Genomic DNA, 20,260 nt, shown 5'->3' with positions numbered 1-20,260 from the left:
GATCAACTCACATCTTGAATACTCATATTATCGGAGTTATTAATGGTCAAGACGGAATAAGGGAGAGGACATTTGGTCGACGTCGAACTGTCCAATGTGGGAAAAAGCTGGGGCGCGGTGGAGGTCATCCGCAATCTCGATCTTCACGTGAAAGACGAGGAGTTCCTGGTGTTGCTTGGTCCCTCCGGCTGTGGAAAGACCACAACCATGCGCATGATCGCGGGCCTTGAGGATGCGACGTCAGGCGATATTCGCATAGGAGGCCAGTCGGTCGTGGGCAAACTGGCCCGTGAGCGCGACATTGCCATGGTGTTCCAGAACTATGGGCTCTACCCGCATATGAGCGTGGCCGACAATATCGGCTATCCGTTGCGGCTGCGCAAAGTCCGGGTCGATGAGCGTCGCGAGCGGGTCAGATCCGCCGCCAGCCGGGTCCATCTCGAAGAGCTGCTCGAGCGCAAGCCACGTGCCCTATCGGGAGGGCAACGTCAGCGTGTCGCATTGGCCAGGGCCATCGTGCGCACCCCGCGCCTGTTCATGCTTGACGAGCCGCTATCCAACCTCGACGCCAAGCTGCGTGTTTCGATGCGCGCGGAACTCAAGCACCTTCATCACGAGATGAGGACGACCACGATCTACGTCACGCACGATCAGATCGAGGCGATGACGCTCGCGACACGCGTCGCCGTCATGCATGGCGGCCGCATCGTCCAGCTCGATACGCCTGAAAAGATCTACAACGACCCTTCGGAATTGTTCGTCGCCGCGTTCATCGGTTCGCCGCCGATGAACCTGCTGCGCGGGACGATGTCGGACGGGACATTCCGAGGGGTCGGGTTTGAAATAGCCGGGCTGCCGGCATCGGTTGGTGGAAATGTCACGATGGGCATTCGCCCGGATGATGTCGCGCTTCTCGTAAGCCGGGAAGGCGCCGACATCGTCGCCACGGTCTTTGCCACCGAGTTCGTCGGTCAAAGTACCCTGGTTTCGATCAAGGCCGGCGACGATCTCTTCTGCGCGGTGGCTGACGCCAACCGGAAGGTGGGTATCGGCGAGACGGTCTTCCTCAAACTCGACCGCAGCCGCATCTTTTTCTTCGACACGGCAAACGAAAAGCGGCTGCGTCCAGCCTGAGCCAAACCATGAAGCATTACGACTACATCATCGTCGGCGGTGGTAGTTCCGGCTGCGTGGCAGCGTGGCGCCTTGTGGAGGAATTCGGTGCCAGCGTCCTGCTTCTGGAGGCGGGAGCGCGGGGCATGAGCCCACTCATGCACATGCCTGCCGGCTACATGAAATATCTGGGACGCGACACCTATCTCGACATGCATCACATGGTGCCGCAGCCGCAACTGGATGGAAGAAGCACGATCGTGCCGCAGGCCAGGGTTCTTGGCGGAGGGTCTTCGGTGAATGCCATGGTCTACATGCGTGGGCAGGCGGCCGACTATGACAACTGGGCCGGCACGCTGGGCACCGGGCACGACTGGTCGTGGGCGGATATGCTCGATCACTTCAAAATCCTTGAAAACAACGACCATCTCGGTGCGCCTTCTCATGGCAACGCCGGTCAGCTCAGCGTGTCGGCGCCGTTCCACCGCTGCGCGATGACCGACGCTTTCGTGGCTGCCGTACAGAATGCAGGTGAGGCCTTCATTCCCGATTTCAACGGCGGCCGGCAGCGCGGCGTCGGTTACATGCAATCGACGATCGGACGAGACCGACGACGTTGCAGCGCCGCGGATGCTTTCCTGTCGCGGGTTCAGCGGAACCCCGGGCTGGAACTGCGTACCCGGACCAAGGTCGACCGGGTTCTGGTCGAAGCGGGCAGAGCCAGGGGCGTCGAGTTCCGCCACAAAGGCCAGGTCGAACGTGTCCATGCCGGCAGCGTCATCCTTGCCGCCGGTACCTACATCACTCCCAAGTTGTTGATGCTATCGGGGATCGGCGATGCCGATCATCTGCGATCGCTTGAGATCGCTCCGATCTGCGATCTGCCAGGTGTCGGACGCAACCTGCAGGATCATTGCGAGGTGCCAGTCATCTTCAGGAGCAATGGCCGCTACGGCTATTTTGGCGAGGATCGTGGCTGGCGCATGATCCGCAACGGGCTGCAATATCTGCTGTTCGGATCCGGCCCTGTCACATCGATCGGTGTCGAAGCCTGCGCTTTCGTCAATCCCGACGATTCCGAGGCGGATGCAACGCTCAAGATCTATTGCGTTCCGACCGTCTATGTGGATCGCGATATCTCCGACGTCGAAGCTTGCGATGGCCTGACCATGACCTGTTGCCTGCTGCGCCCGCGTTCGCGCGGCATGGTCATGCTGCGTTCAAACGAACCAGACGACATGCCGCTCATCGACGGCGGTTTCCTGCGCGATCCGCATGACATGGAAACGATCGTCAAGGGGCTGAAGACGGCGCGCTCCTTCGCGCGCCAGCAGCCGCTGGCCGGCCTGCTCGAATGCGAGATTGTACCAGGTGACGCAGCTGTGGAAGATCAGCTTTTGCTGGCCCACGCCAAACGAATGGTCAAGACAAACTATCATCCGGTCGGGACCTGCCGGATGGGATTGGCCAATGATCCGTTGGCGGTAGTCGACCCGAAATCCATGACAGTCCATGGGCTGGAGGGCTTGCATGTGATCGACTGCTCGGTGATGCCGACGATCGTCAGCGGCAACACCAATGCGCCGGCCATGGCGATCGCCCACAAGGCCGCGGGCCTGATCCACGAAGCGTTGCGCTAACTGTCCAGACGTGCCGTGCCTGTCACCACTCGGCGAAGGATCCATCGGCATGGCGCCAGATAGGATTGCGCCAGCGATGACCTTCCCGGGCGCGTTCCTTGACATAGTCTTCATCGATTTCGACACCCAGCCCAGGGCCGTCGGGAATGGCGACGAAACCCTTCTCGTAGCGGAAGACGTCCTTGTTCTTCGCGTAGTCGAGCAGGTCGTTGCCCGTATTGTAGTGGATGCCGAGGCTCTGTTCCTGGATGAAGCAGTTGTAGCTCACCGCGTCGAGTTGCAGGCAGGCGGCCAGCGCGATCGGTCCAAGCGGACAATGCGGAGCCACCGCAATATCGTAAGCCTCGGCCATGGCGGCGATCTTGCGGCATTCGGTGATGCCGCCCGCATGTGAGAGGTCCGGCTGGATGATGTCGACGGCGCCTTCCTCGAACACGTGCTTGAAATCCCAGCGGCTGTAGAGACGCTCGCCCAGCGCGATCGGGGCGGACGACATGGCGGCGATTTCCTTCAGGGCCTCGCGGTTCTCGCTCAACACCGGTTCTTCGATGAACATCAGCCGATAGGGTTCCAGTTCCCTGACGAGCGCCTTCGCCATCGGCCGATGCACGCGGCCGTGGAAGTCGACAGCAATGCCGATATGCGGCCCGACGGCTTCGCGCACCGCAGCTACGCGCTCGACCGCGGCATCGATGCGGTCATGGCTGTCGACGATCTGCAATTCCTCCGTGCCGTTCATCTTGAGCGCGGTGAATCCGCGGGAAACCACCTGCCTGGCACCATCCGCGACTTCCGAGGGACGGTCACCGCCGATCCAGGAATAGACCTTGATGATGTCGCGGCAGCGTCCGCCAAGAAGCTCATGCACCGGCACGCCGAGCGCCCTGCCTTTGATGTCCCAGAGCGCCTGATCGATGCCGGCGATGGCGCTCATCAAGATGGGGCCGCCACGATAGAAGCCGCCGCGATGCATCACGGACCAGTGGTCCTCGATCAGTCGCGGATCCTTGCCGACCAGATAGTCCGCCAGCTCTCTCACCGCCGCTTCGACGGTAAGAGCGCGTCCTTCCACGACCGGCTCGCCCCAACCGCAGATACCTTCGTCGGTTTCGATCTTCAGGAACAGCCAGCGGGGCGGCACGATATAGGTGGTGAGGGCGGTGATCTTCATCTTGTCGGTCCGGTCAGCTGTTCTTGACTTGCTTGGCGCTCACCAGGTCGCGGGCTGCGAGATCGAGAATGTGGTCGGCTGCCTTCCTCGCCGCATCGCCATCGCGCAGCCGCAGCGCCTCGACAACCTCGCGGTGGGCTTCCACGGCCTCGGCGCGGCGATCGAGCGAGATCATCGCCGTCGCTTCCAGTGAGAATTTGAGTGCCGTGTCGATCATACCGCCGATCTGCCTGAAGATGGGATTGTGGCTCGCCCGATAGAGGATCTGGTGAAAGGCGATGTCCGATCGCGAGAACTTGACGATGTCCTCGCCTGCGTCAGCCATTCCCTTCCACGCCATTTCCAGATCGGCCACTTCACGCAACGTCGCGCGCGCCGCGGCAAGTTCCGCCACCAGCGGTTCGATCGCGCGCCGGGTCTCGAGGATGGCATCGAAGAGCTTGTCGTCCAAAGCATGCGGCGCGTGCCAGCCAAGCACCTGGGAGTCGATGATGTTCCAGTTGTCCTCGTCGCAGACGATCGTCCCCACGCGGGGACGGCTTGAGACCAGTCCTTTTGCGGCCAACACTTTCAAAGCTTCGCGTATCGCCGTTCTGCTGACGCCATGCTCGGCGCCCAGGTCGTTTTCGGTCGGCAGGAAGGTGCCCGGCCTGTAGCGGCCCGAAACGATGTCGGATGCGATCGCCCGCGTGATGTCCGTCATGACACGAGGGCGCTGCACCTTTCGTTCCTTCTCCTGCAATCGCTGCGGCGTATCAGCCATGTGTTCCTCCCTCGCGGGCGATCCCGTGATTCCCCGGCCGAGACTAATGGCGACAACGGCTACCGCAATCTTCCCAAGTCGTATTCTGTTATCTTAATTATCATACCAAGACAATTGACTGGTATGATAATTTAAAATATTGCTCTGTCCGGGGCTTGCAGCCCATGTCGCGTTCGGGAGGAAACCATGCGATTTCTGAGGAAGGCGCTCGTCGCCAGCGCATTTGCCGTGACCGCCATTGTCATGGGTACGTCCGCCTATGCGGAGGACGTAAAGATCGGTTTTGTTGTCAAGCAACCGGAGGAGCCCTGGTTCCAGGACGAATGGAAGTTCGCTGACCAGGCTGCGAAGGAAAAAGGCTTCACCCTTGTGAAGATTGGGGCCGAAGACGGCGAGAAGCTCATGTCGGCGATCGACAATCTGGGCGCGCAGGGCGTCCAGGGCTTTGTAGTCTGCACGCCCGACGTCAAGCTGGGACCTGGCATCGTTGCCAAGGCGGCAGCGAACAATCTCAAGCTGATGACGGTCGACGACCGGCTGGTCGGCGCCGACGGCAAGCCGCTGGAAGACGTGCCACACATGGGCATTTCGGCGACCAAGATCGGCGAGGCTGTAGGGCAGGCGATCGTCGACGAGATGAAGGCGCGCGGCTGGAATGCCGATGAGGTTGGTGCGATCCGTGTTTCCTACGACCAGTTGCCGACTGCGGTGGACCGGATCGAAGGAGCGATCTCGGTTTTGAAGAACAACGGCTTCAAGACTTCCAGCATCTTCGACGCACCACAGGCCAAGACCGACACGGAAGCCGCGCTGAACGCCGCGACCGTCGTGCTCAACGCTCATCCGGACATCAAGAAATGGGTTGCCTTCGGCCTTAACGACGAGGCCGCTCTTGGCGCGGTGCGCGCTTCGGAGAGCGTTGGCATTCCGGCGGCCAACATGATCGGCGTCGGCATCGGTGGTGCGGATTCGGCAATCAACGAATTCAAGAAGCCGCAGCCGACCGGTTTCGTCGGCAGCGTCATCATCTCACCCAAGCGGCATGGCTACGAGACCTCGCTCAACATGTACAGTTGGGTCGCCGACGACAAGGAACCGGAAAAGCTGATCCTGACCTCCGGCTCTCTTGCCAAGCGTGACGACTACCAGAAAGTTCGCAAGGACCTCGGTCTCGAATAGGTTCGGGCAGATCAACCTGATGGCGGTGGGCTCTCGCCCGCCGCCGCCTTGGGGCGGAGCCGATGTCGTTTCTCGAATTTTCCGAAATCTCCAAATCCTATCCGGGCGTCAAAGCGCTCTCGGGCGTGTCGTTCGGCGTCGAGAAGGGCGCAGTGCACGGCCTGATGGGAGAAAACGGCGCCGGCAAGTCGACGCTGATCCGCATTCTGTCCGGCGATCAGGCAGCGGATTCCGGCGAAGTCAGGATCGAAGGTCACGCCCAGCACTATCATTCCACGCGCGACGCCTTTCACTCAGGCGTCATCGTGATCCACCAGGAGCTGCAGCTTATCCCGGAGCTGACGATCGCCGAGAACCTGTATCTGGGGCGTTTCCCCAACAGTGGCGGTATCATCCAGTCCGGGCAGATGTTTGCCGATGTCGGCGACAAACTGAAGGCGGCGGGCATCGATATCGATCCCCGGTGCAAGATCAAGACACTTTCCATCGGCGAACGCCAGATGGTGGAAATCGCCAAAGCCGTGATGCTGGACGCGCGGGTGATCGCCCTGGACGAGCCGACATCCTCGCTTTCGTCCCGCGAGAGCGAGATCCTCTTTTCGCTGATCGATCGCCTGCGGGCCGAGGGCAAGGTCATCCTCTACATCTCCCACCGCATGGATGAGGTTTTTCGCCTTTGCGACAGTCTGACGGTGCTGCGCGACGGCAAGCTGGCGGCCCACCACCCGCATCTGGCGGGTGTGACACGCGATCAGGTCGTCGCCGAAATGGTCGGGCGCGAGATTTCCAATGTCTGGGGCTGGAGAGGCCGACCGGTCGGCAAAGTACGCCTGAAAGTGGAAGGCGTCGCTGGCGAAAAATTGCAGCAGCCTGCAAATTTCGAAGCGCGTGCCGGTGAGGTTCTGGGTTTCTTCGGCTTGATCGGCGCGGGTCGATCGGAGTTGATGCGGCTGGTATTCGGCGCCGATCCGCGCTGGGCCGGTGCGGTCCATGTCGACGACAAGCCCGTTCTGGCCTCCGATCCACATCACGCCATACGCTCGGGCGTCGTGCTGTGTTCGGAGGACCGCAAGTATGACGGCATCATCCAGGGCCGTTCGGTCGAGGAAAACATCAACATCTCCTCACGGCGTCACAATGCGCGGCTGGGGCTGCTCGACAGGAAGCGCGAAGCGGACACGGCGGAAACCTTCATCCGCAAGCTCAAGATCCGCACGCCCTCGCGCAGGCAGGATGTCGTCAATCTGTCCGGCGGCAACCAGCAGAAGGTCATTCTGGCACGCTGGCTTTCCGAGCAGGGCATCGGCACGCTGATCGTCGACGAACCAACCCGCGGCATCGACGTCGGGGCAAAGTCCGAGATCTATGAAATCCTGTACCAGCTTGCCGAAGATGGCATGGCGATCGTCGTCATCTCCAGCGAATTGCCCGAGGTCATGGGTATATGCGACCGCATCCACGTCATGTGCGAAGGACGCATAAGAGCTGAATTGACGCGCGACCGTTTCAACGAACGCGAAATCCTGGCCGCCGCCTTGCCGGACAAGAGCGTGCCGGCGGCAATCGCATCCTGAGGAGCTTGTTCATGCAAACGTCGCTCAAGAAGATCCTCCTCGGCGAACAGGGCCTTGTGGTCATCTTCGTGCTTGCATTCGTGCTGGTTTCACTGCTCGTTCCGAACTTCCTGACCGAGCGCAACATGCTGGGGCTGCTGCAATCGGTGGTTACGGTCGGTATCGTTGCCTGCACCATGATGTTCTGTCTTGCGGCACGGGATTTCGACTTGTCGGTCGGCTCCAACGTGGCATTCGCCGGCATGGTCGCGGTCATGGCCTCGAATGCGACGGGGTCCATCCTGCTGGGACTTCTGGCCGCCCTGGCCTGTGGCGCATTCGTCGGCGCCATCAACGGCGTGGTCATCGCCAAGTTCCGCATCAACGCGCTGATCACCACGCTGGCGACCATGCAGATCGTGCGCGGCCTGGCACTTATCGCATCCGACGGGCGTGCGGTCGGCATCAACGATCCCAATTTCTATCAGCTGGCCCTGTCGAAACTTCTGGGCGTGCCGACACCGATCTGGGTATTGATCTTGTTGTTCGTCGCGTTTGGGTTCGTGCTCAATCGTACCGTTTTCGGAAAGAATACGCTGGCCGTGGGCGGCAATCCCGAAGCGTCACGGCTTGCCGGCGTCAATGTCGACATGACGCGTATCTGGATCTTCACCCTCCAGGGACTCACCTGCGCGGTGGCCGGCATATTACTGGCTTCCCGCATCACGTCGGGTCAGCCCAATGCGGCGGTCGGATTGGAACTTTCGGTGATCTCGGCATGCGTTCTGGGTGGCGTCTCACTGGCCGGTGGCCGCGCTACGATGTCGGGTGTGATCGTCGGCGTGCTCATCATGGGCATCGCTGAAAACGTCATGAACCTGCTCAACATTCCGGCCTTCTATCAGTACATCGTCCGTGGCGTGATCCTGCTCATCGCCGTACTGCTCGACAATCTGCGGTCGACCACGCTCGGCCGCCGGTAGACCATGAAGATGGAGAGGGTTGTCCGGAAAGCAAGTGAACCCGAATTGCGCAAGGCCAGTCCGCTTTCACGATCAAAGGTGGGTGAACAGAATGGGTGAGCGGCTCGCAGGCAAACGCATTTTCATCACAGGGGCAGCGCAGGGCATAGGCGAGGCGATCACCAGGGCATGCCTCGAGGAGGGTGCGGGGGTCTTCCTCATCGACCGCGACGGCGATCTGCTGGCCCATACCGTCGGAACCCTTGAGGCACCGCAAGGTGCGCTCGGCTCTGCAGTCGTCGATATCACCGATGCCCGCGCGATCGAAGCTGCCGTGGCTGAAGCTGCCAGGACCATCGGTCCCGTCAACGCGCTCATCAACAACGCAGGCGTCAACGTCTTTCATGCGCCGCTCGAAACCAGTGACGACGAGTGGGAACGCTGTTTCGACATCAACCTCAAAGGGGCATGGAACTGCTGTCGGGCAATCTTGCCTGGCATGATCGCCAACGGCGGAGGTGCCATTCTCAACATAGCCTCCACCCACGCGTTCACCATCATCCCGCACACTTTCCCTTATCCCCTCGCCAAGCACGCGCTGCTCGGTATGACCAAGGCGCTGGCACTCGAATACGCGGCCCAGTCCGTGCGCGTAAATGCGTTGGCGCCAGGTTACGTCGAGACACAAAAGGCGGTGGAGTACTGGAATTCGTTTCCGGATCCGGAAGCGGCCCAGGCAAAGACGCTCGCCATGCATCCCGGAGGACGCATCGCGACGTCGAGCGAAATCGCCAAAGCAGCCGTTTTCATGATTTCCGACGAATGTCCGTTCATGAACGCTGCGTGCCTGGTCGTGGATGGCGGGCTCAGCATGCTGCAACATCCGGCTTGACGGCTCCGGTCCGCGAGTCGATCCGTTCGAGAAACGACTCCGACCACAGCCGGGAAGCTTGATGGGCGAGCGGTCAAGGCTCACATGACCAGCAGCGGGGCCTTTCCGGAAACACGACCATAAAGGTCGATCACGTCCTGATTGAACATGCGTACGCAACCGGCGGAGGCTGACTTGCCGATGGAACGCCATTGTGGCGACCCGTGAATGCGGTAGAGCGTGTCCTTGCCGTCCTTGAAAATGTACAGCGCCCTCGCACCCAGCGGGTTTGACACACCGGGCTGCATGCCTTGCCGCCATTTTTCCAGTTTTTTATCGCGGCTGATCATGGCTGCCGGCGGCGTCCAGGTTGGCCATTTGCGCTTCCACTGTACGATCGCGCGACCTTTCCAGGCGTGCCCCTGCTTCCCGAGGCCCACGCCATAGCGCATGGCCTTGCCGTTCGGCTGCACCAGGTAGAGGAAGTTCTGCCGCGTATCGACAACGATGGACCCGGCGGGTTCCCCCGTCGGATCATCGACAAGCTGGCGCAGGAATTTCGGATCGACTTTGCTGACGTCGATGGCCGGCAGGCTATAGCCGCCGTCGTCGACGGCCGCATACCGCTCCGCGTCCTTGCTTTGATAGGCCACCGGCTCGACCGTTGCGGGCGCCGCGGCTGCCGCAACGGCTGGTGTCGGTGGAAAGACAGCCGTGGTTTTTGTGTTGGCCTGGATTGTCTGTGAGCAACCGGCGGCGATCATGAGCGGCAGAACCGCAATGCCCGGCAAGCACCGCCGAAGCATCGAGATGATAGTCATTTCTGGTTTGTTGCCTTTTTTGGGTATGGAATATGGGGCTGAAAGCCGCGTTTTCTTCTTCACCTCAACATGACCACGATGTGGCCTGCGGGCGCCGCAAAGCAGATTGTTCTGCCATGTGGTGTGCCGGCAACATCTTCCGTAGCGACACCCTGATCGCGGACCAGACGAGGCGGCCGCTACGCGCGGGCGAGGGTTCAACCTGGCTGGGGTGTCTCCGTCAGGTCGCGACGAAGAAATTCGTTCAGCCGCTCGACCGCCGGTGTCGCGGACATCGGATTGCGCATGATGCCGATCTCCAGATCGGGAAGCGGCGGCAGGCCCTCGTTTTCACCGATGACGCGCAACGATGGCGGCACGCTCAATTGGGCCAGCCCGGCGACGGCCAGTCCGGCCTGCACGACGGCTATGAGGCCGAGCAGGCTGGCGCTGGAATAGGTGCAATGGAAGGCACGGTCGGCGTTGGCCAAAATCTGCAGCATGTTGATCCTGGCCGCACAGCCGGGTTCGAACAGGGCGACCGGTAAAGGGTCTTTTTCCCAGGCGACGTGATTTGGGGAAGCAACCCATACGCAGCGCTCCAGCCGCAGCACTTCCAATGCCTGGTCCGGCAGACGGGTGATGATCGCGAGATCCAGACGGCCTTCCTCCAGCGTCTTCACCAATGCGGTCGACTGCTCGCAGACAAGCTCCACCGTCACCAGCGGATGTGCGGCGGAGAAACGCGACAGCACCGGCGGCAGCAGATAGGCGGCATAGTCGTCCGGGACTCCAAGCCGGACGCTGCCGGCTTCCTCAGGGCGGGTGACGCTGGCCAAGGCTTCATCCGAGAGTTTCAGCAGCCGCCGGGCATAGACCAGGAACTCTTCGCCTGCGGCGTTCGGCGTTACCGCGCGCGGAGTGCGGATAAGGAGCTGCTTTCCGATCGTCTGCTCGAGCCGCTGCATCTGCATGCTGACAGCGGACTGGCTGCGCCCAACACGTGGAGCGGCGTTGGAAAAGCTCCCGCTATCAGCGATCGCGACGAAAGTCTTCAACAGATCGAGGTCAAGGGGCAGGGCCATAGTCTTATCAGCATATCGAATAGCTTTCACCAAATCTATTCGTTTGCATGAAATAAAGGGCGGTGGCTTGGTGATCGTCCACACCGACACGGACTGACCCGAATGAACGACACGCCGACCAGCCGATTTCCTGCCCTGAGCCTGGCGGTTGCGATGATGATCGCCGGCACGGTCGGTGCCTTCGTCACGGAAGCCGGGGTCGATCCCATAACCACCGTGTTCTGGCGCTGCTTTTTCGCCACCCTGTTTCTCGGCGCCTGGTGCCTGCTGCGCGGCTATCTGCCTGATCCTCGCCTTTCCAGGGCGCGGCTGCTGCGCGCGGCACTCTGCGGTGTGTGCATGGTGTCGAGCTGGGTGGTCTTCTTCGCGGGCTTTGCCCGGACATCGATCGCGGTGATGACGATCATCTATCATATCCAGCCATTCTTCGTGGTCCTGATCGGTGTCGTGTTCCTCAAGGAACGGGTCAGCGCCGACCAGATCGTCTGGATGGTTCTGGCTTTTGCCGGTGTCGTGCTGGCGAGCGGTCTTGTCGCTTCGAACACGGTGATCACCGCGAGCTGGACCATCGGCATTCTCATGGCGCTCGGCGGCGCGCTGCTTTACGCGATCGTGACGGTTCTCGCCAAAGGGCTCGGTGAACAGCGTCCGGAAGTGACGGTGTTGTGCCAGACCGTGGTGGGAGTGCTCATGCTGGCGCCGCTGGCGAACTTCTCGGAGAACATCGCAGCCGCATCCTGGGGCTGGTTGATCGGTATCGGCGTGCTGCACACGGGCATTGCCTATGTGATGATGTTCTCAGCCTATCCGCGGCTTTCCACTCCGGTCATCGGTGTGCTGACCTTCATCTATCCCGTGGTTGCCATCCTGATCGACTGGGCGATCTACCACCATCCGATTGCGTTACCCCAGGCGATCGGCATGATCATGATTGCGGCCGCGACGCTGGGTGTGCGTTTGGGATGGCGTTTCCCTGGACGAGCGGCATCGATCTCTCCTGCCGAATAGCGTGCCGCCAGCGGCAATTGTCACACAGCCTTCAAGCCGGAAACCTACAGAGCTGCTGCAACATCCTTTCCTGGAGCAGCCGTGGCCTACGAACGAAACGACGCCTTCGCCAAGACCTTCACCGAGATCGGCAGGAGTGAGCCTCCGCACTATCTCAATCGTCGGTTCGACGCGGATGGCATATTCCTGCCGCAACCGGGCAACACCATCGTCAGTCATGTTGTGGACGGATCGGCAACGCAGCAGGCATTGGTGCGGGTGCGGGAGACGCTGAAGGCGCTGCCTTACGGCGATCGTTTCGCCTACACGCCGGTTTCCAGCCTGCATATGACAGTCTTCCAAGGTACGATCGAAGGGCGGCGCAAGCCCGCTTACTGGCCGCAGGAGCTCGCATCCCAGGCGCCGATCGATGAAACCACGACCTTCTTTCTGGAGCGCCTGAAGACATTCCCCAAGGCGTCGGAATTCCGCATGCGGCCTGTTGAGGTCACGCCGCTGGGCGTGGTGGTAACGGGCGCCACGCTCGCGGATGAACAGAGCATCCGTGCGCTGCGTGATCGGCTTACCGTGCCTTTCGGCTACAGCCATCCCGATCACGACAGCTATACCTTCCACGTCACGCTTGCCTATCTGAAAGCGTGGCTGCCGGCAGATGCTGAAGGCGCTTACCTGCCGGCTTTGGCTGAGCTGACGCAGCGCCTTGTGACGGAAGTCGAGGTGCTTGAACTCGAGGTGCCGGCATTCTGCACTTTCAACGACATGACCGAGTTCAAGCCGCAGCACTACCTGGCCTGAGCCCGCAATCTCGATTCAGTCCTCAAGCGTACCAAAACGTGCATCGTCGCTGCGCTTGCTGCCCACCAGCTTGACGAGGTCGTCCCCCTTGCGCGTGATGCGATGTGAGCGGCGGGTCAGGATATAGCCGTCCTGTGGTGCGAAGATCTCCTCACGGCCGCCGGGCTCGCCTGGCATGTGGACGATGGTGGCAAGCCTCGCGCCTTTCTTGACCCAGTCGCCAGGCTTGACGTCATAAAGCACAGCACCGGCCTTGGGGGCGGGCATCATGTCGATGTTCTCGAGTGGAGCGACGACACCTTCGAAGTTGCCGGGCTTTGCCACTGCGGTATCGGCAATGACGCCGCGCGCGACCAGCAACCGGTAGAGACCTGCAGCATCGGCTTCAGCGGTTTTCCCATCGACATCTGCGGTGCCGCGATATTCGACGGTGGTGACGACAAGGTTGTCGAGCCTCTCCCTGCCGCCGGACAGATGTGGTTGCAGCGAAGCTTCCTCGAAAGCCGCGCCGCTTTCACCTTCCCACAGCAGCACCGCTTCCACTCCCATTGCGGCGGCACAATCCTGCATGGCAGGCCACAGCACCGCAGGCACGTAGAGATAGGCAGTGCTCTCGTCGTCACAATGCAGATCGAGCACGATGTCGTGGCCGACCGACAGCTTGAGCAACCGCGCCTTCAGACGCTGGTCGATCGTCGGCAGACTGTCTTCATCCGGCAGCAGCGAGACATCCGGCTTATCGATCAGAGGAAAGTCGCGGTTGAAGTTGACGCGGTTCGGCAGATGGAACCGGCCTTCAAGTTCGCCAAAGACATATTGTGCGCGACCGACCGGATTGGCCCACGGCACGACGGTGATCGAGCCTTTGATGCGCCCTTCGGCTTCGGCTTTGGCCAGCAGCGGCATCAACGCGTCGATGGCAACCATGCCGGGCAGTTCGCCGGCATGCAGCGCCGCCTGCAGATAGGCGGTCGGCGCCTTGGCGTCGCTTCCCTTGAAACGATAGACCGGAAATTCATAGGAGACACCCTCGCTGTCGCCGGCCAGCCGCTCGATCGTCTTTTCCATGGTCTTCTCCGTCCGGAGCAATTCCAGCAAAAGTGCGTAGCGGTTTTGCATCCGGAATTGCGTAAAAACAAAAAGCTAGAGCGTTTTCGCGTTTCGTGAAAAAACGGAAATGCTCCAATGATCACCGTTCTTGCCGCGCCAGCAGGCGCGTGTCGAGTGGTCCAGCACTCTGGAAGATGAGCGCAGCGGCTGCTGCGAGCACCCGGAACGCGTCGCCAGAGATCAGACCAGCGGCTTTAGTTCCTGCGCAATCGTTGGCAGCAGTTCGGCGACATTGGGATGGATGTGCACTGCGCGCTGCAGCGTCTTCACCGGCGCCTTGGCGTACATCAGGTCGAGCACACAATGCACCGCCTCGTCGCCGCCGGGACCGAGCACCGAACAGCCGAGAATCTCCCCGCTGTCTGCGTCGACCAGGATTTTCATGAACCCTTGCGTCTCGCCCTTTTCCACGGCGCGTCCGACCCTTGTCATCGGGCGCTGGCCAACCAGGGCACGGCGGCCGGATTTCCGCACGGCAGCTTCCGTCATTCCGGCACGGCCGAGTGGCGGATCGGTATAAAGCGCATAGGCTTCGATGCGGTCGCTGACTTTGCGTGGATCGCCGTCGAGCAGGTTGGCGGCGACGATCTCGTAGTCGTTGTACGAGGTATGCGTGAAGGCGCCCTTGCCGTTGCAGTCGCCCATCGCCCAGATATGCGGCACGCTCGTGTGCAACTGATCGTCCACCTCGACAAAGCCGCGCTTGTCGACCGCCACGCCAGCCTTGTCGAGACCGAGGTCGTCGGTGTTTGGAACACGGCCAAGCGCCAGCAGGACATGCGAGCCGACCACAGGGGGCTTGTCGTGCGCGAAGGTGACGGCGGTCTGGTCGTCCTGCCTGGCAAAGGAGATGTCTTCGGCACCGAGATGGACTGCGATCCCTTCCTTCTCGAACATCGACAGGATGGTGGCGGAGACGTCTTCGTCCTCGCGCCCGATCAGGCGAGAAGCCCTTTCGATGACGGTCACCTTTGAGCCGAAACGGCGGAACATCTGCGCGAACTCCAGCGAGATGTAGCTGCCGCCGACGACGATCAGATGTTCCGGGAGGACATCGAGGTCCATCATCGAAGAATTGGTGAGAAAGGAGATGTCGTGAATGCCGGGCAGGTCCGGCACAGAGGCGCGGCCGCCGACGTTGAGGAAAATCTTGTCGGCGGTGAGCAATTCCTCACCGACACGCACGGTGTGCTGATCCTCGAAACGGGCATGGCCGCGAAACAGCGTGCAGCCGGGCATGGAGGCTATCCAATCCTCCAGGCCTTTGCGTGCGTCGTTGGAAACCTTGTCCTTGCGTGCTTTGATCGCCTTCATGTCGACCCCGACCGGTCCGGAAAGCGTCACACCGTAGTCGGCGGCATGGCGAGCAAGGTGCGCGGCATAAGCGCTGGCGACCATGGCCTTTGTCGGCATGCAGCCGGTATTGACGCAGGTGCCGCCAACCAGCTTGCGCTCGATCAGCGCGACCGTCATGCCGGCGGCGCTCAGGCGGCCTGCAAGCGAGGGGCCAGCCTGGCCGCAGCCGATGACGATTGCATCGAATTTCTTAGTTCGGTCCGTCATGAGACTGCCATCACGATCAGAAGCGCTCCAACGATTGCAATTACATCCTCGACCAGAGCGGCGGGAAGGTCCCGCCCGAAAGCAGCCGCTATCCTGGCCCGGAGCTCGGCCCCGCCATAGGTGCCGATGACCGCGCCGACAATGCCGGCGATCAGTCCGCCGACCATTGCGCCGCCAGTTGTGCCGATGACGGCGCCGGCCAGGGCGCCGCTGACCAGTCTCGCGCCGAATTGCTGAGGCACCTTTCGGCTTGGCGTGGACGGAAGCTGGTCGGCGACCAGTTCAGCCAAAGCGAGGACTGAAACGATGCCGACGGTTATCCAATGCCCCATGAAGCTCGCCCATGTGCCGGCTACCGGCAACCAGCCCAGGTAGGCGGCCCAAGCCACGGCGGCGGGCGCCATCATGGTCCTTAGCCCCGCAACAACACCGATCAACAGTGCAAGCACGTAGAGCATCCCACCCCCCAAGTGACCGACAGCAGCCATTATCAGCAACCTATCATATGACGGGCATTTGACCATGACCGCTCTTTGGGCGACGAGTTGATATCGGTACGAATCCCGATCGACGGCAAGCGTTCCGGAGACACGACATGACGAAAAGCGAACGGCAGAAGATGGCCGCCGGTGAATGGTACAATTGTGTCGATCCGGAACTCGATGCCCTGCGTTTGACGGCAAGCGAGGCGATCTTCGAGCACAATTCACTGCCGCCTCGCCGGCGTGGTGACATTGCACCTGCGCTACACGCGCTTTTGGGCCAGGCAGGCGAGGGGGCGCGCATCGAAGCGCCGTTCCACTGTGCCTATGGCTTCAACATCTTTCTCGACGACGGCGTCTTTCTGAACGCCTCCTGCACCATTCTCGACACCGCGCCTGTGCGCATCGGCAGATCTGCCATGCTCGGTCCGAATGTGCAGATCTATTGCCCGGAACATCACAAGGGTGCTGCCGAGCGTCGCTCCGGTCTGGAAATCGGGCACCCGGTCACAATCGGTGAAAATGTCTGGATCGGTGGCGGTGCCATCATCCTTGGCGGCGTGACGATTGGCGACAATGCCATTGTCGGTGCCGGCTCCGTGGTGACCCGCGACGTGCCTTTCGGTGTCACCGTCGTCGGCAATCCCGCTCGGCCAGTTGGCTGAAACCATTGTTCCTGCGGGTTGACAGGCGAGCCCTCCGCCGCGTTACTAGCGCCGTTAATGTTCTCAGGGCGGGGTGAAAGTCCCCACCGGCGGTAAGAGCTTCGGCTCAAGCCCGCGAGCGCTTTCCGGCTTGCCGGAAAGGTCAGCAGATCCGGTGCGATTCCGGAGCCGACGGTTACAGTCCGGATGGAAGAGAACGAGCGGACGAACGGTGGCGCAAGCTTCCGCTTTTCCGTGTCGTGCGTCCTGATTCTGGTTCGAAACGGAAAGAAGGACCCATGAATCAGCAATCCCAGAAACAGTTCGAAACCCGTCGTGTCGCCGTCATCCGAGCACGTTGGCATGCCGACATCGTCGACCAATGCGTTGAAAGCTTCGTCAAGGAGGTCGAGGCGCTAAGCGGAGATGGCTTGGTTGTCGACGTCTTCGATGTGCCGGGCGCTTACGAGATCCCGCTGCACGCCAAGACGCTTGCCGAGACTGGTCGTCATGCGGCGATCCTCGGCGTCGCTTTCGTCGTGAATGGCGGCATCTATCGCCACGAATTCGTGGCGCAGGCGGTGCTGGACGGCATGATGAATGTGCAGCTTGCGACCGGTGTACCGGTGCTCTCGGCGGTGCTGACGCCGCACAATTTCCATGATGGCGCCGAGCATCACCGCTTCTTCTTCGAGCATTTCAAGGTCAAAGGCAGAGAGGCGGCTAACGCCTGTGTGGAAATCCTCAAGGCCCGCGAACTGATTGCGGCTTGATCGCCCCTGTAAAGAAGCTTCTCCCCGCCCGACGGGGAGGAGCAGCCTCTCAAGGCACCTTTCGCTCGATCGGTGCGAAGCTGCTCAAGCCGAGCCAAGCCTGCATCGCACGGGCGATGCGGTCATCGCCGTCGACTTCCAGCCGGCCGGAATCGATCTCCTGGCTAAGCCGTGCCAGCCCCATCCAGACTGCCGTCATGCTGCGCAGCGAGCCGGTGACCAGCAGGTCTATCTCGAACCCCGGGTCGGAGTTGCACAGATCCACCTTGCCGCTGTCGACCACCAGCCACCAATTCTGCCGTGCTTTCGAAACTTCCGGGTACAGAAAGTGAATCGTGCAGCGCTGTGGCGGCAGGGGTTCCGGCTTCAGGTTCCGACGCATGTCCCACATCAGGAGCGAAGGGTCGAGATTTCTGAGGGTTAGCTGGCTTTCCACCCAGCGATGCCCCCATTCCCCGAGACCTAGAATGATTGGACGCAGATGCTCGCCTGCTTCTGTCAGGCGGTATTCGACGGTGCCCAGGGCCCTGCGTTCGGTTTGCAATACGCCAGCACGTTCGAGCTCCTTCAACCGCTTCGACAGAAGTGCCGGAGACATTCTTGGCACGCCACGCCGCAAGTCGTTGAATCGGCTCGATCCCATGAGCATTTCGCGGACGATCAAGGTTGTCCAGCGCGTACAGAGAATCTCCGACGCCATCGAAACCGGACAGAATTGACCGTAGCCGCCGCGATCGCTCATTTCGCACCGCTATTGGGTCGCACCGCTATTAGGTGGCCTGCAAATAATAGCACAAACACCAGTGGCCCGCACCTACGCCCCCTGGTGGCCGCCCCTACACCTCAAGGCGTAAGCCTCCCGTAGCGATTCAGTTCCTGAACTGGATCAGTCCGAGCAATGGCGCGATCCTGTGTTCAACAGGAGGAGATACGATGACAAACATTGCAGAAGTTCGCTTGAGTGACGCGGGTGGTAATACGGCGCCGACCGATGTGGTGGGCGCAGCCCGTGAGCTGGCGTCCATTCTTGTCGAGCGAGCCGCTCGATTCGACGAGGACGATCGTTTCGTCGCCGACAACTATGCGATTCTGAAGGAGGCTGGCCTTGTCGAAGCCGCTGTGCCGCTCGAACTCGGCGGCGGTGGGGCGGGAATTGCGGATCTATGCGAGATGCTGCGCATCATGGCGCGGTCTTGTGGCTCAACCGCGCTTGCCTTCGCCATGCACACGCACCAGGTGGCGATCCCCGCATGGCGCTGGCGCTACCAGAATGTTGCAGCCGTCGAGCCGCTGCTCAGGCGCGTCGCGACAGAAAAGATCATCCTTCTTTCCAGCGGCGGGTCCGACTGGATCGGTGGTTCCGGCAAAGCCGAGAAAGTTGAAGGCGGCTACCGCATCACCGCTCGCAAGGTCTTCACTTCCGGCGCAGCCGCTGGGGACCTGCTTATGACCGGCGCGATACTCTGTGATGAGGAAGGGGGCGACAAGGTTATCCATTTCGGGGTGCCGATGCGAGCGCCGGAAGTGCGGATCATGGACAATTGGCGCACGCTTGGCATGCGTGGCACCGGTTCCAACGATGTGGTCATCGACGGGCTTTTCATTCCCGATGCCGCCGTGGGCTTTTCGCGTACTGCCGGGCATTGGCATCCGGTGTTCCAGATCATTGCAACCGTTGCTTTTCCGCTGATCTACGCGGTCTATCTCGGTATCGCAGAAAGCGCGCGGGACATTGCTATCGACATCGCCCGCAAGAAGCCCACAAACGAGAATGCGCTGAACCTTGCAGGCCGGATGGATACGGCTTTGCGTGCCGCTCAGATGGCGCATCGCGCCATGGTCGAAGCTGCGGAGCGGAATGCACCTTCAGCGGAAAGCGTCAATGACGTGATGATCGGGCGCTCGCTGGTGGCAAGCCATGGCCTCGAAGTCACTGCGTTGGCCATGGAACTCGCTGGCGGAGTATCTTTCTATCGCGACCGGGGACTCGAGCGCCGCTTCCGCGACATGCAGGCCGCACGGTTCCACCCGCTTCAGGCCGGACCACAGGCACGTTATGCCGGAGCTATGGCGCTTGGCGTGCCGACAGGCAATATTTTCTAAGGCAGTAGGCAGTAGGCAGTAGGCAGTAGGCAGTAGGCAGTAGGCAGTAGGTTCGAACTCTTTCCCGACTGCCTACTGCCGTTCCCTTTAGAACAACCCTTCGATCTGGCCCTGGTCGTTGAGGAAGATCTTCTCCGACGATGGCTTGGAGGGCAGGCCGGGCATGGTCATGACCTCGCCGCAGATGATGACGACGAAGCCGGCACCGGCGGCAAGGCGTACCTCGCGCACCGGAACCGTGTGGCCGGTGGGCGCGCCACGCAGGTTCGGATCGGTCGAGAAGGAATACTGCGTCTTGGCCATGCACACCGGCAGGTGGCCGTAGCCGGCCTGTTCCCACTGGTGCAACTGGTCGCGGATGGACTTGTCGGCAATCGCCTCGTCACCGCGATAGATGCGCTTGACGATGGTGTTGATCTTCTCGAACAGTGGCATCTCGTCGGGATAGAGCGGCGAGAACTGCGAGGCACCGGATTCGGCGATCTCCACCACCTTGTGGGCAAGCTCCTCGATGCCGGCCGAGCCTTGTGCCCAGTGCTTGCACAGGATGGCTTCGGCACCTTGCGCTGCCACGAAGTCCTTCATCGCCTTGATCTCGGCGTCGGTGTCGGAGACGAAGTGGTTGATGGCAACCACCGCCGGCAC

20 protein-coding genes and 1 riboswitch are annotated in these 20,260 nt (G+C 61.2%); of the genes, 11 read left to right on the top strand and 9 right to left on the bottom strand.

All coding sequences use genetic code 11. The features are described from left to right. The first annotated feature begins 72 nt into the window (after nt 1-72). Nucleotides 73-1,134 (top strand): ABC transporter ATP-binding protein, encoded by a 1,062-nt coding sequence (locus ACFWXH_RS26645; RefSeq protein WP_379124455.1) that lies wholly within the window; start codon nt 73-75, stop codon nt 1,132-1,134. Nucleotides 1,135-1,142: 8 nt separating this feature from the next. Further along, on the top strand, nt 1,143-2,753 hold the full coding sequence (locus ACFWXH_RS26640) for a GMC family oxidoreductase (RefSeq protein WP_379124454.1): 1,611 nt from the start codon (nt 1,143-1,145) through the stop codon (nt 2,751-2,753). Between the two features lie 22 nt (nt 2,754-2,775). Here ACFWXH_RS26640 and dgoD read toward each other — a convergent pair whose 3' ends face one another. Further along, a complete protein-coding gene (dgoD, locus tag ACFWXH_RS26635; protein WP_379124453.1) occupies nt 2,776-3,924 on the bottom strand; it encodes a galactonate dehydratase in 1,149 nt (382 codons plus the stop codon). A gap of 13 nt (nt 3,925-3,937) precedes the next feature. Further along, nucleotides 3,938-4,687: a FadR/GntR family transcriptional regulator gene (locus ACFWXH_RS26630; RefSeq protein ID WP_379124452.1), complete on the bottom strand. Its 750-nt coding sequence runs from the start codon at nt 4,685-4,687 to the stop codon at nt 3,938-3,940. A 186-nt stretch (nt 4,688-4,873) separates the two neighbouring features. Here ACFWXH_RS26630 and ACFWXH_RS26625 point away from each other — a divergent pair, with 186 nt between their 5' ends. The 4 genes from ACFWXH_RS26625 (at nt 4,874) to ACFWXH_RS26610 (ending at nt 9,273) form a co-directional block, all read left to right on the top strand. Further along, entirely contained in the window at nt 4,874-5,866 is a 993-nt protein-coding gene (locus tag ACFWXH_RS26625) for an arabinose ABC transporter substrate-binding protein (RefSeq protein WP_379124451.1), read from the top strand. A gap of 62 nt (nt 5,867-5,928) precedes the next feature. Continuing rightward, nucleotides 5,929-7,440: an L-arabinose ABC transporter ATP-binding protein AraG gene (gene araG, locus ACFWXH_RS26620; RefSeq protein WP_379124450.1), complete on the top strand. Its 1,512-nt coding sequence runs from the start codon at nt 5,929-5,931 to the stop codon at nt 7,438-7,440. An 11-nt stretch (nt 7,441-7,451) separates the two neighbouring features. Continuing rightward, the gene (gene araH / locus ACFWXH_RS26615) at nt 7,452-8,402 is read left to right on the top strand and encodes an L-arabinose ABC transporter permease AraH (protein ID WP_054311701.1); all 951 of its coding nucleotides are present in this window, start codon (nt 7,452-7,454) and stop codon (nt 8,400-8,402) included. Nucleotides 8,403-8,493: 91 nt separating this feature from the next. After that, nucleotides 8,494-9,273: an SDR family oxidoreductase gene (locus ACFWXH_RS26610; protein ID WP_379124449.1), complete on the top strand. Its 780-nt coding sequence runs from the start codon at nt 8,494-8,496 to the stop codon at nt 9,271-9,273. 80 nt (nt 9,274-9,353) lie between these two features. On the opposite strand, the gene ACFWXH_RS26605 is transcribed toward ACFWXH_RS26610, so the two are convergent. Together ACFWXH_RS26605 and ACFWXH_RS26600 are read right to left on the bottom strand one after the other, a co-directional pair. Continuing rightward, entirely contained in the window at nt 9,354-10,073 is a 720-nt protein-coding gene (locus tag ACFWXH_RS26605) for a L,D-transpeptidase (RefSeq protein WP_379124758.1), read from the bottom strand. A 197-nt stretch (nt 10,074-10,270) separates the two neighbouring features. Then, the gene (locus tag ACFWXH_RS26600; protein ID WP_379124448.1) at nt 10,271-11,137 is read right to left on the bottom strand and encodes a LysR substrate-binding domain-containing protein; all 867 of its coding nucleotides are present in this window, start codon (nt 11,135-11,137) and stop codon (nt 10,271-10,273) included. 102 nt (nt 11,138-11,239) lie between these two features. Between ACFWXH_RS26600 and ACFWXH_RS26595 the strand changes: the two genes are divergently transcribed. Both ACFWXH_RS26595 and ACFWXH_RS26590 read left to right on the top strand, forming a co-directional pair. Beyond that, entirely contained in the window at nt 11,240-12,145 is a 906-nt protein-coding gene (locus ACFWXH_RS26595) for a DMT family transporter (RefSeq protein WP_379124447.1), read from the top strand. Nucleotides 12,146-12,226: 81 nt separating this feature from the next. Continuing rightward, nucleotides 12,227-12,940 carry a DUF1868 domain-containing protein gene (locus tag ACFWXH_RS26590; RefSeq protein ID WP_379124445.1) on the top strand — a complete coding sequence of 238 codons (714 nt, stop codon included), beginning with the start codon at nt 12,227-12,229 and terminating at the stop codon, nt 12,938-12,940. A 15-nt stretch (nt 12,941-12,955) separates the two neighbouring features. Here ACFWXH_RS26590 and ACFWXH_RS26585 read toward each other — a convergent pair whose 3' ends face one another. From ACFWXH_RS26585 to ACFWXH_RS26575, 3 genes are all read right to left on the bottom strand, one after another. Then, on the bottom strand, nt 12,956-14,008 hold the full coding sequence (locus ACFWXH_RS26585) for a succinylglutamate desuccinylase/aspartoacylase family protein (RefSeq protein ID WP_379124444.1): 1,053 nt from the start codon (nt 14,006-14,008) through the stop codon (nt 12,956-12,958). Between the two features lie 222 nt (nt 14,009-14,230). Beyond that, nucleotides 14,231-15,613, bottom strand: coding sequence for an FAD-containing oxidoreductase (locus ACFWXH_RS26580; RefSeq protein ID WP_379124443.1), 1,383 nt, complete (start codon nt 15,611-15,613; stop codon nt 14,231-14,233). Then, on the bottom strand, nt 15,610-16,071 hold the full coding sequence (locus tag ACFWXH_RS26575) for a DUF4126 domain-containing protein (RefSeq protein ID WP_379124442.1): 462 nt from the start codon (nt 16,069-16,071) through the stop codon (nt 15,610-15,612). The genes ACFWXH_RS26580 and ACFWXH_RS26575 overlap by 4 nt, the downstream gene beginning before the upstream one ends. A gap of 137 nt (nt 16,072-16,208) precedes the next feature. On the opposite strand from ACFWXH_RS26575, the gene ACFWXH_RS26570 reads away from it, so the two are divergent. Together ACFWXH_RS26570 and ACFWXH_RS26565 are read left to right on the top strand one after the other, a co-directional pair. Beyond that, nucleotides 16,209-16,760: a sugar O-acetyltransferase gene (locus ACFWXH_RS26570; RefSeq protein ID WP_379124440.1), complete on the top strand. Its 552-nt coding sequence runs from the start codon at nt 16,209-16,211 to the stop codon at nt 16,758-16,760. A 55-nt stretch (nt 16,761-16,815) separates the two neighbouring features. Continuing rightward, nucleotides 16,816-16,962, top strand: a riboswitch (FMN riboswitch). Between the two features lie 76 nt (nt 16,963-17,038). Continuing rightward, entirely contained in the window at nt 17,039-17,512 is a 474-nt protein-coding gene (locus ACFWXH_RS26565) for a 6,7-dimethyl-8-ribityllumazine synthase (protein ID WP_379124438.1), read from the top strand. Nucleotides 17,513-17,561: 49 nt separating this feature from the next. On the opposite strand, the gene ACFWXH_RS26560 is transcribed toward ACFWXH_RS26565, so the two are convergent. Then, a complete protein-coding gene (locus ACFWXH_RS26560; protein ID WP_379124436.1) occupies nt 17,562-18,254 on the bottom strand; it encodes a winged helix-turn-helix transcriptional regulator in 693 nt (230 codons plus the stop codon). A gap of 191 nt (nt 18,255-18,445) precedes the next feature. Here ACFWXH_RS26560 and ACFWXH_RS26555 point away from each other — a divergent pair, with 191 nt between their 5' ends. Then, nucleotides 18,446-19,615 carry an acyl-CoA dehydrogenase family protein gene (locus ACFWXH_RS26555; protein WP_379124435.1) on the top strand — a complete coding sequence of 390 codons (1,170 nt, stop codon included), beginning with the start codon at nt 18,446-18,448 and terminating at the stop codon, nt 19,613-19,615. Nucleotides 19,616-19,702: 87 nt separating this feature from the next. Here the strand turns inward: ACFWXH_RS26555 and ACFWXH_RS26550 are convergent. Then, nucleotides 19,703-20,260, bottom strand: a 558-nt coding sequence (locus tag ACFWXH_RS26550; RefSeq protein WP_379124434.1) for a formate--tetrahydrofolate ligase, incomplete at its 5' end; no start/stop codon positions are given.

This window comes from Mesorhizobium sp. NPDC059054, from assembly GCF_042739215.1.
In the GTDB taxonomy this organism is placed as follows: Bacteria; Pseudomonadota; Alphaproteobacteria; order Rhizobiales; family Rhizobiaceae; genus Mesorhizobium.
This window is presented reverse-complemented; position numbering and strand designations above follow the sequence as displayed.

Excerpts from the sequence above, each read along its gene's own strand:
- ACFWXH_RS26640 (WP_379124454.1), top strand. The coding sequence starts at position 1,143 with ATGAAGCATTACGACTACATCATCGTCGGCGGTGGTAGTTCCGGCTGC.
- dgoD (WP_379124453.1), bottom strand. The coding sequence starts at position 3,924 with ATGAAGATCACCGCCCTCACCACCTATATCGTGCCGCCCCGCTGGCTG.
- ACFWXH_RS26630 (WP_379124452.1), bottom strand. The coding sequence starts at position 4,687 with ATGGCTGATACGCCGCAGCGATTGCAGGAGAAGGAACGAAAGGTGCAG.
- ACFWXH_RS26625 (WP_379124451.1), top strand. The coding sequence starts at position 4,874 with ATGCGATTTCTGAGGAAGGCGCTCGTCGCCAGCGCATTTGCCGTGACC.
- araG (WP_379124450.1), top strand. The coding sequence starts at position 5,929 with ATGTCGTTTCTCGAATTTTCCGAAATCTCCAAATCCTATCCGGGCGTC.
- araH (WP_054311701.1), top strand. The coding sequence starts at position 7,452 with ATGCAAACGTCGCTCAAGAAGATCCTCCTCGGCGAACAGGGCCTTGTG.
- ACFWXH_RS26610 (WP_379124449.1), top strand. The coding sequence starts at position 8,494 with ATGGGTGAGCGGCTCGCAGGCAAACGCATTTTCATCACAGGGGCAGCG.
- ACFWXH_RS26605 (WP_379124758.1), bottom strand. The coding sequence starts at position 10,073 with ATGACTATCATCTCGATGCTTCGGCGGTGCTTGCCGGGCATTGCGGTT.
- ACFWXH_RS26600 (WP_379124448.1), bottom strand. The coding sequence starts at position 11,137 with ATGGCCCTGCCCCTTGACCTCGATCTGTTGAAGACTTTCGTCGCGATC.
- ACFWXH_RS26595 (WP_379124447.1), top strand. The coding sequence starts at position 11,240 with ATGAACGACACGCCGACCAGCCGATTTCCTGCCCTGAGCCTGGCGGTT.
- ACFWXH_RS26585 (WP_379124444.1), bottom strand. The coding sequence starts at position 14,008 with ATGGAAAAGACGATCGAGCGGCTGGCCGGCGACAGCGAGGGTGTCTCC.
- ACFWXH_RS26580 (WP_379124443.1), bottom strand. The coding sequence starts at position 15,613 with ATGACGGACCGAACTAAGAAATTCGATGCAATCGTCATCGGCTGCGGC.
- ACFWXH_RS26575 (WP_379124442.1), bottom strand. The coding sequence starts at position 16,071 with ATGCTCTACGTGCTTGCACTGTTGATCGGTGTTGTTGCGGGGCTAAGG.
- ACFWXH_RS26570 (WP_379124440.1), top strand. The coding sequence starts at position 16,209 with ATGACGAAAAGCGAACGGCAGAAGATGGCCGCCGGTGAATGGTACAAT.
- ACFWXH_RS26565 (WP_379124438.1), top strand. The coding sequence starts at position 17,039 with ATGAATCAGCAATCCCAGAAACAGTTCGAAACCCGTCGTGTCGCCGTC.
- ACFWXH_RS26560 (WP_379124436.1), bottom strand. The coding sequence starts at position 18,254 with ATGAGCGATCGCGGCGGCTACGGTCAATTCTGTCCGGTTTCGATGGCG.
- ACFWXH_RS26555 (WP_379124435.1), top strand. The coding sequence starts at position 18,446 with ATGACAAACATTGCAGAAGTTCGCTTGAGTGACGCGGGTGGTAATACG.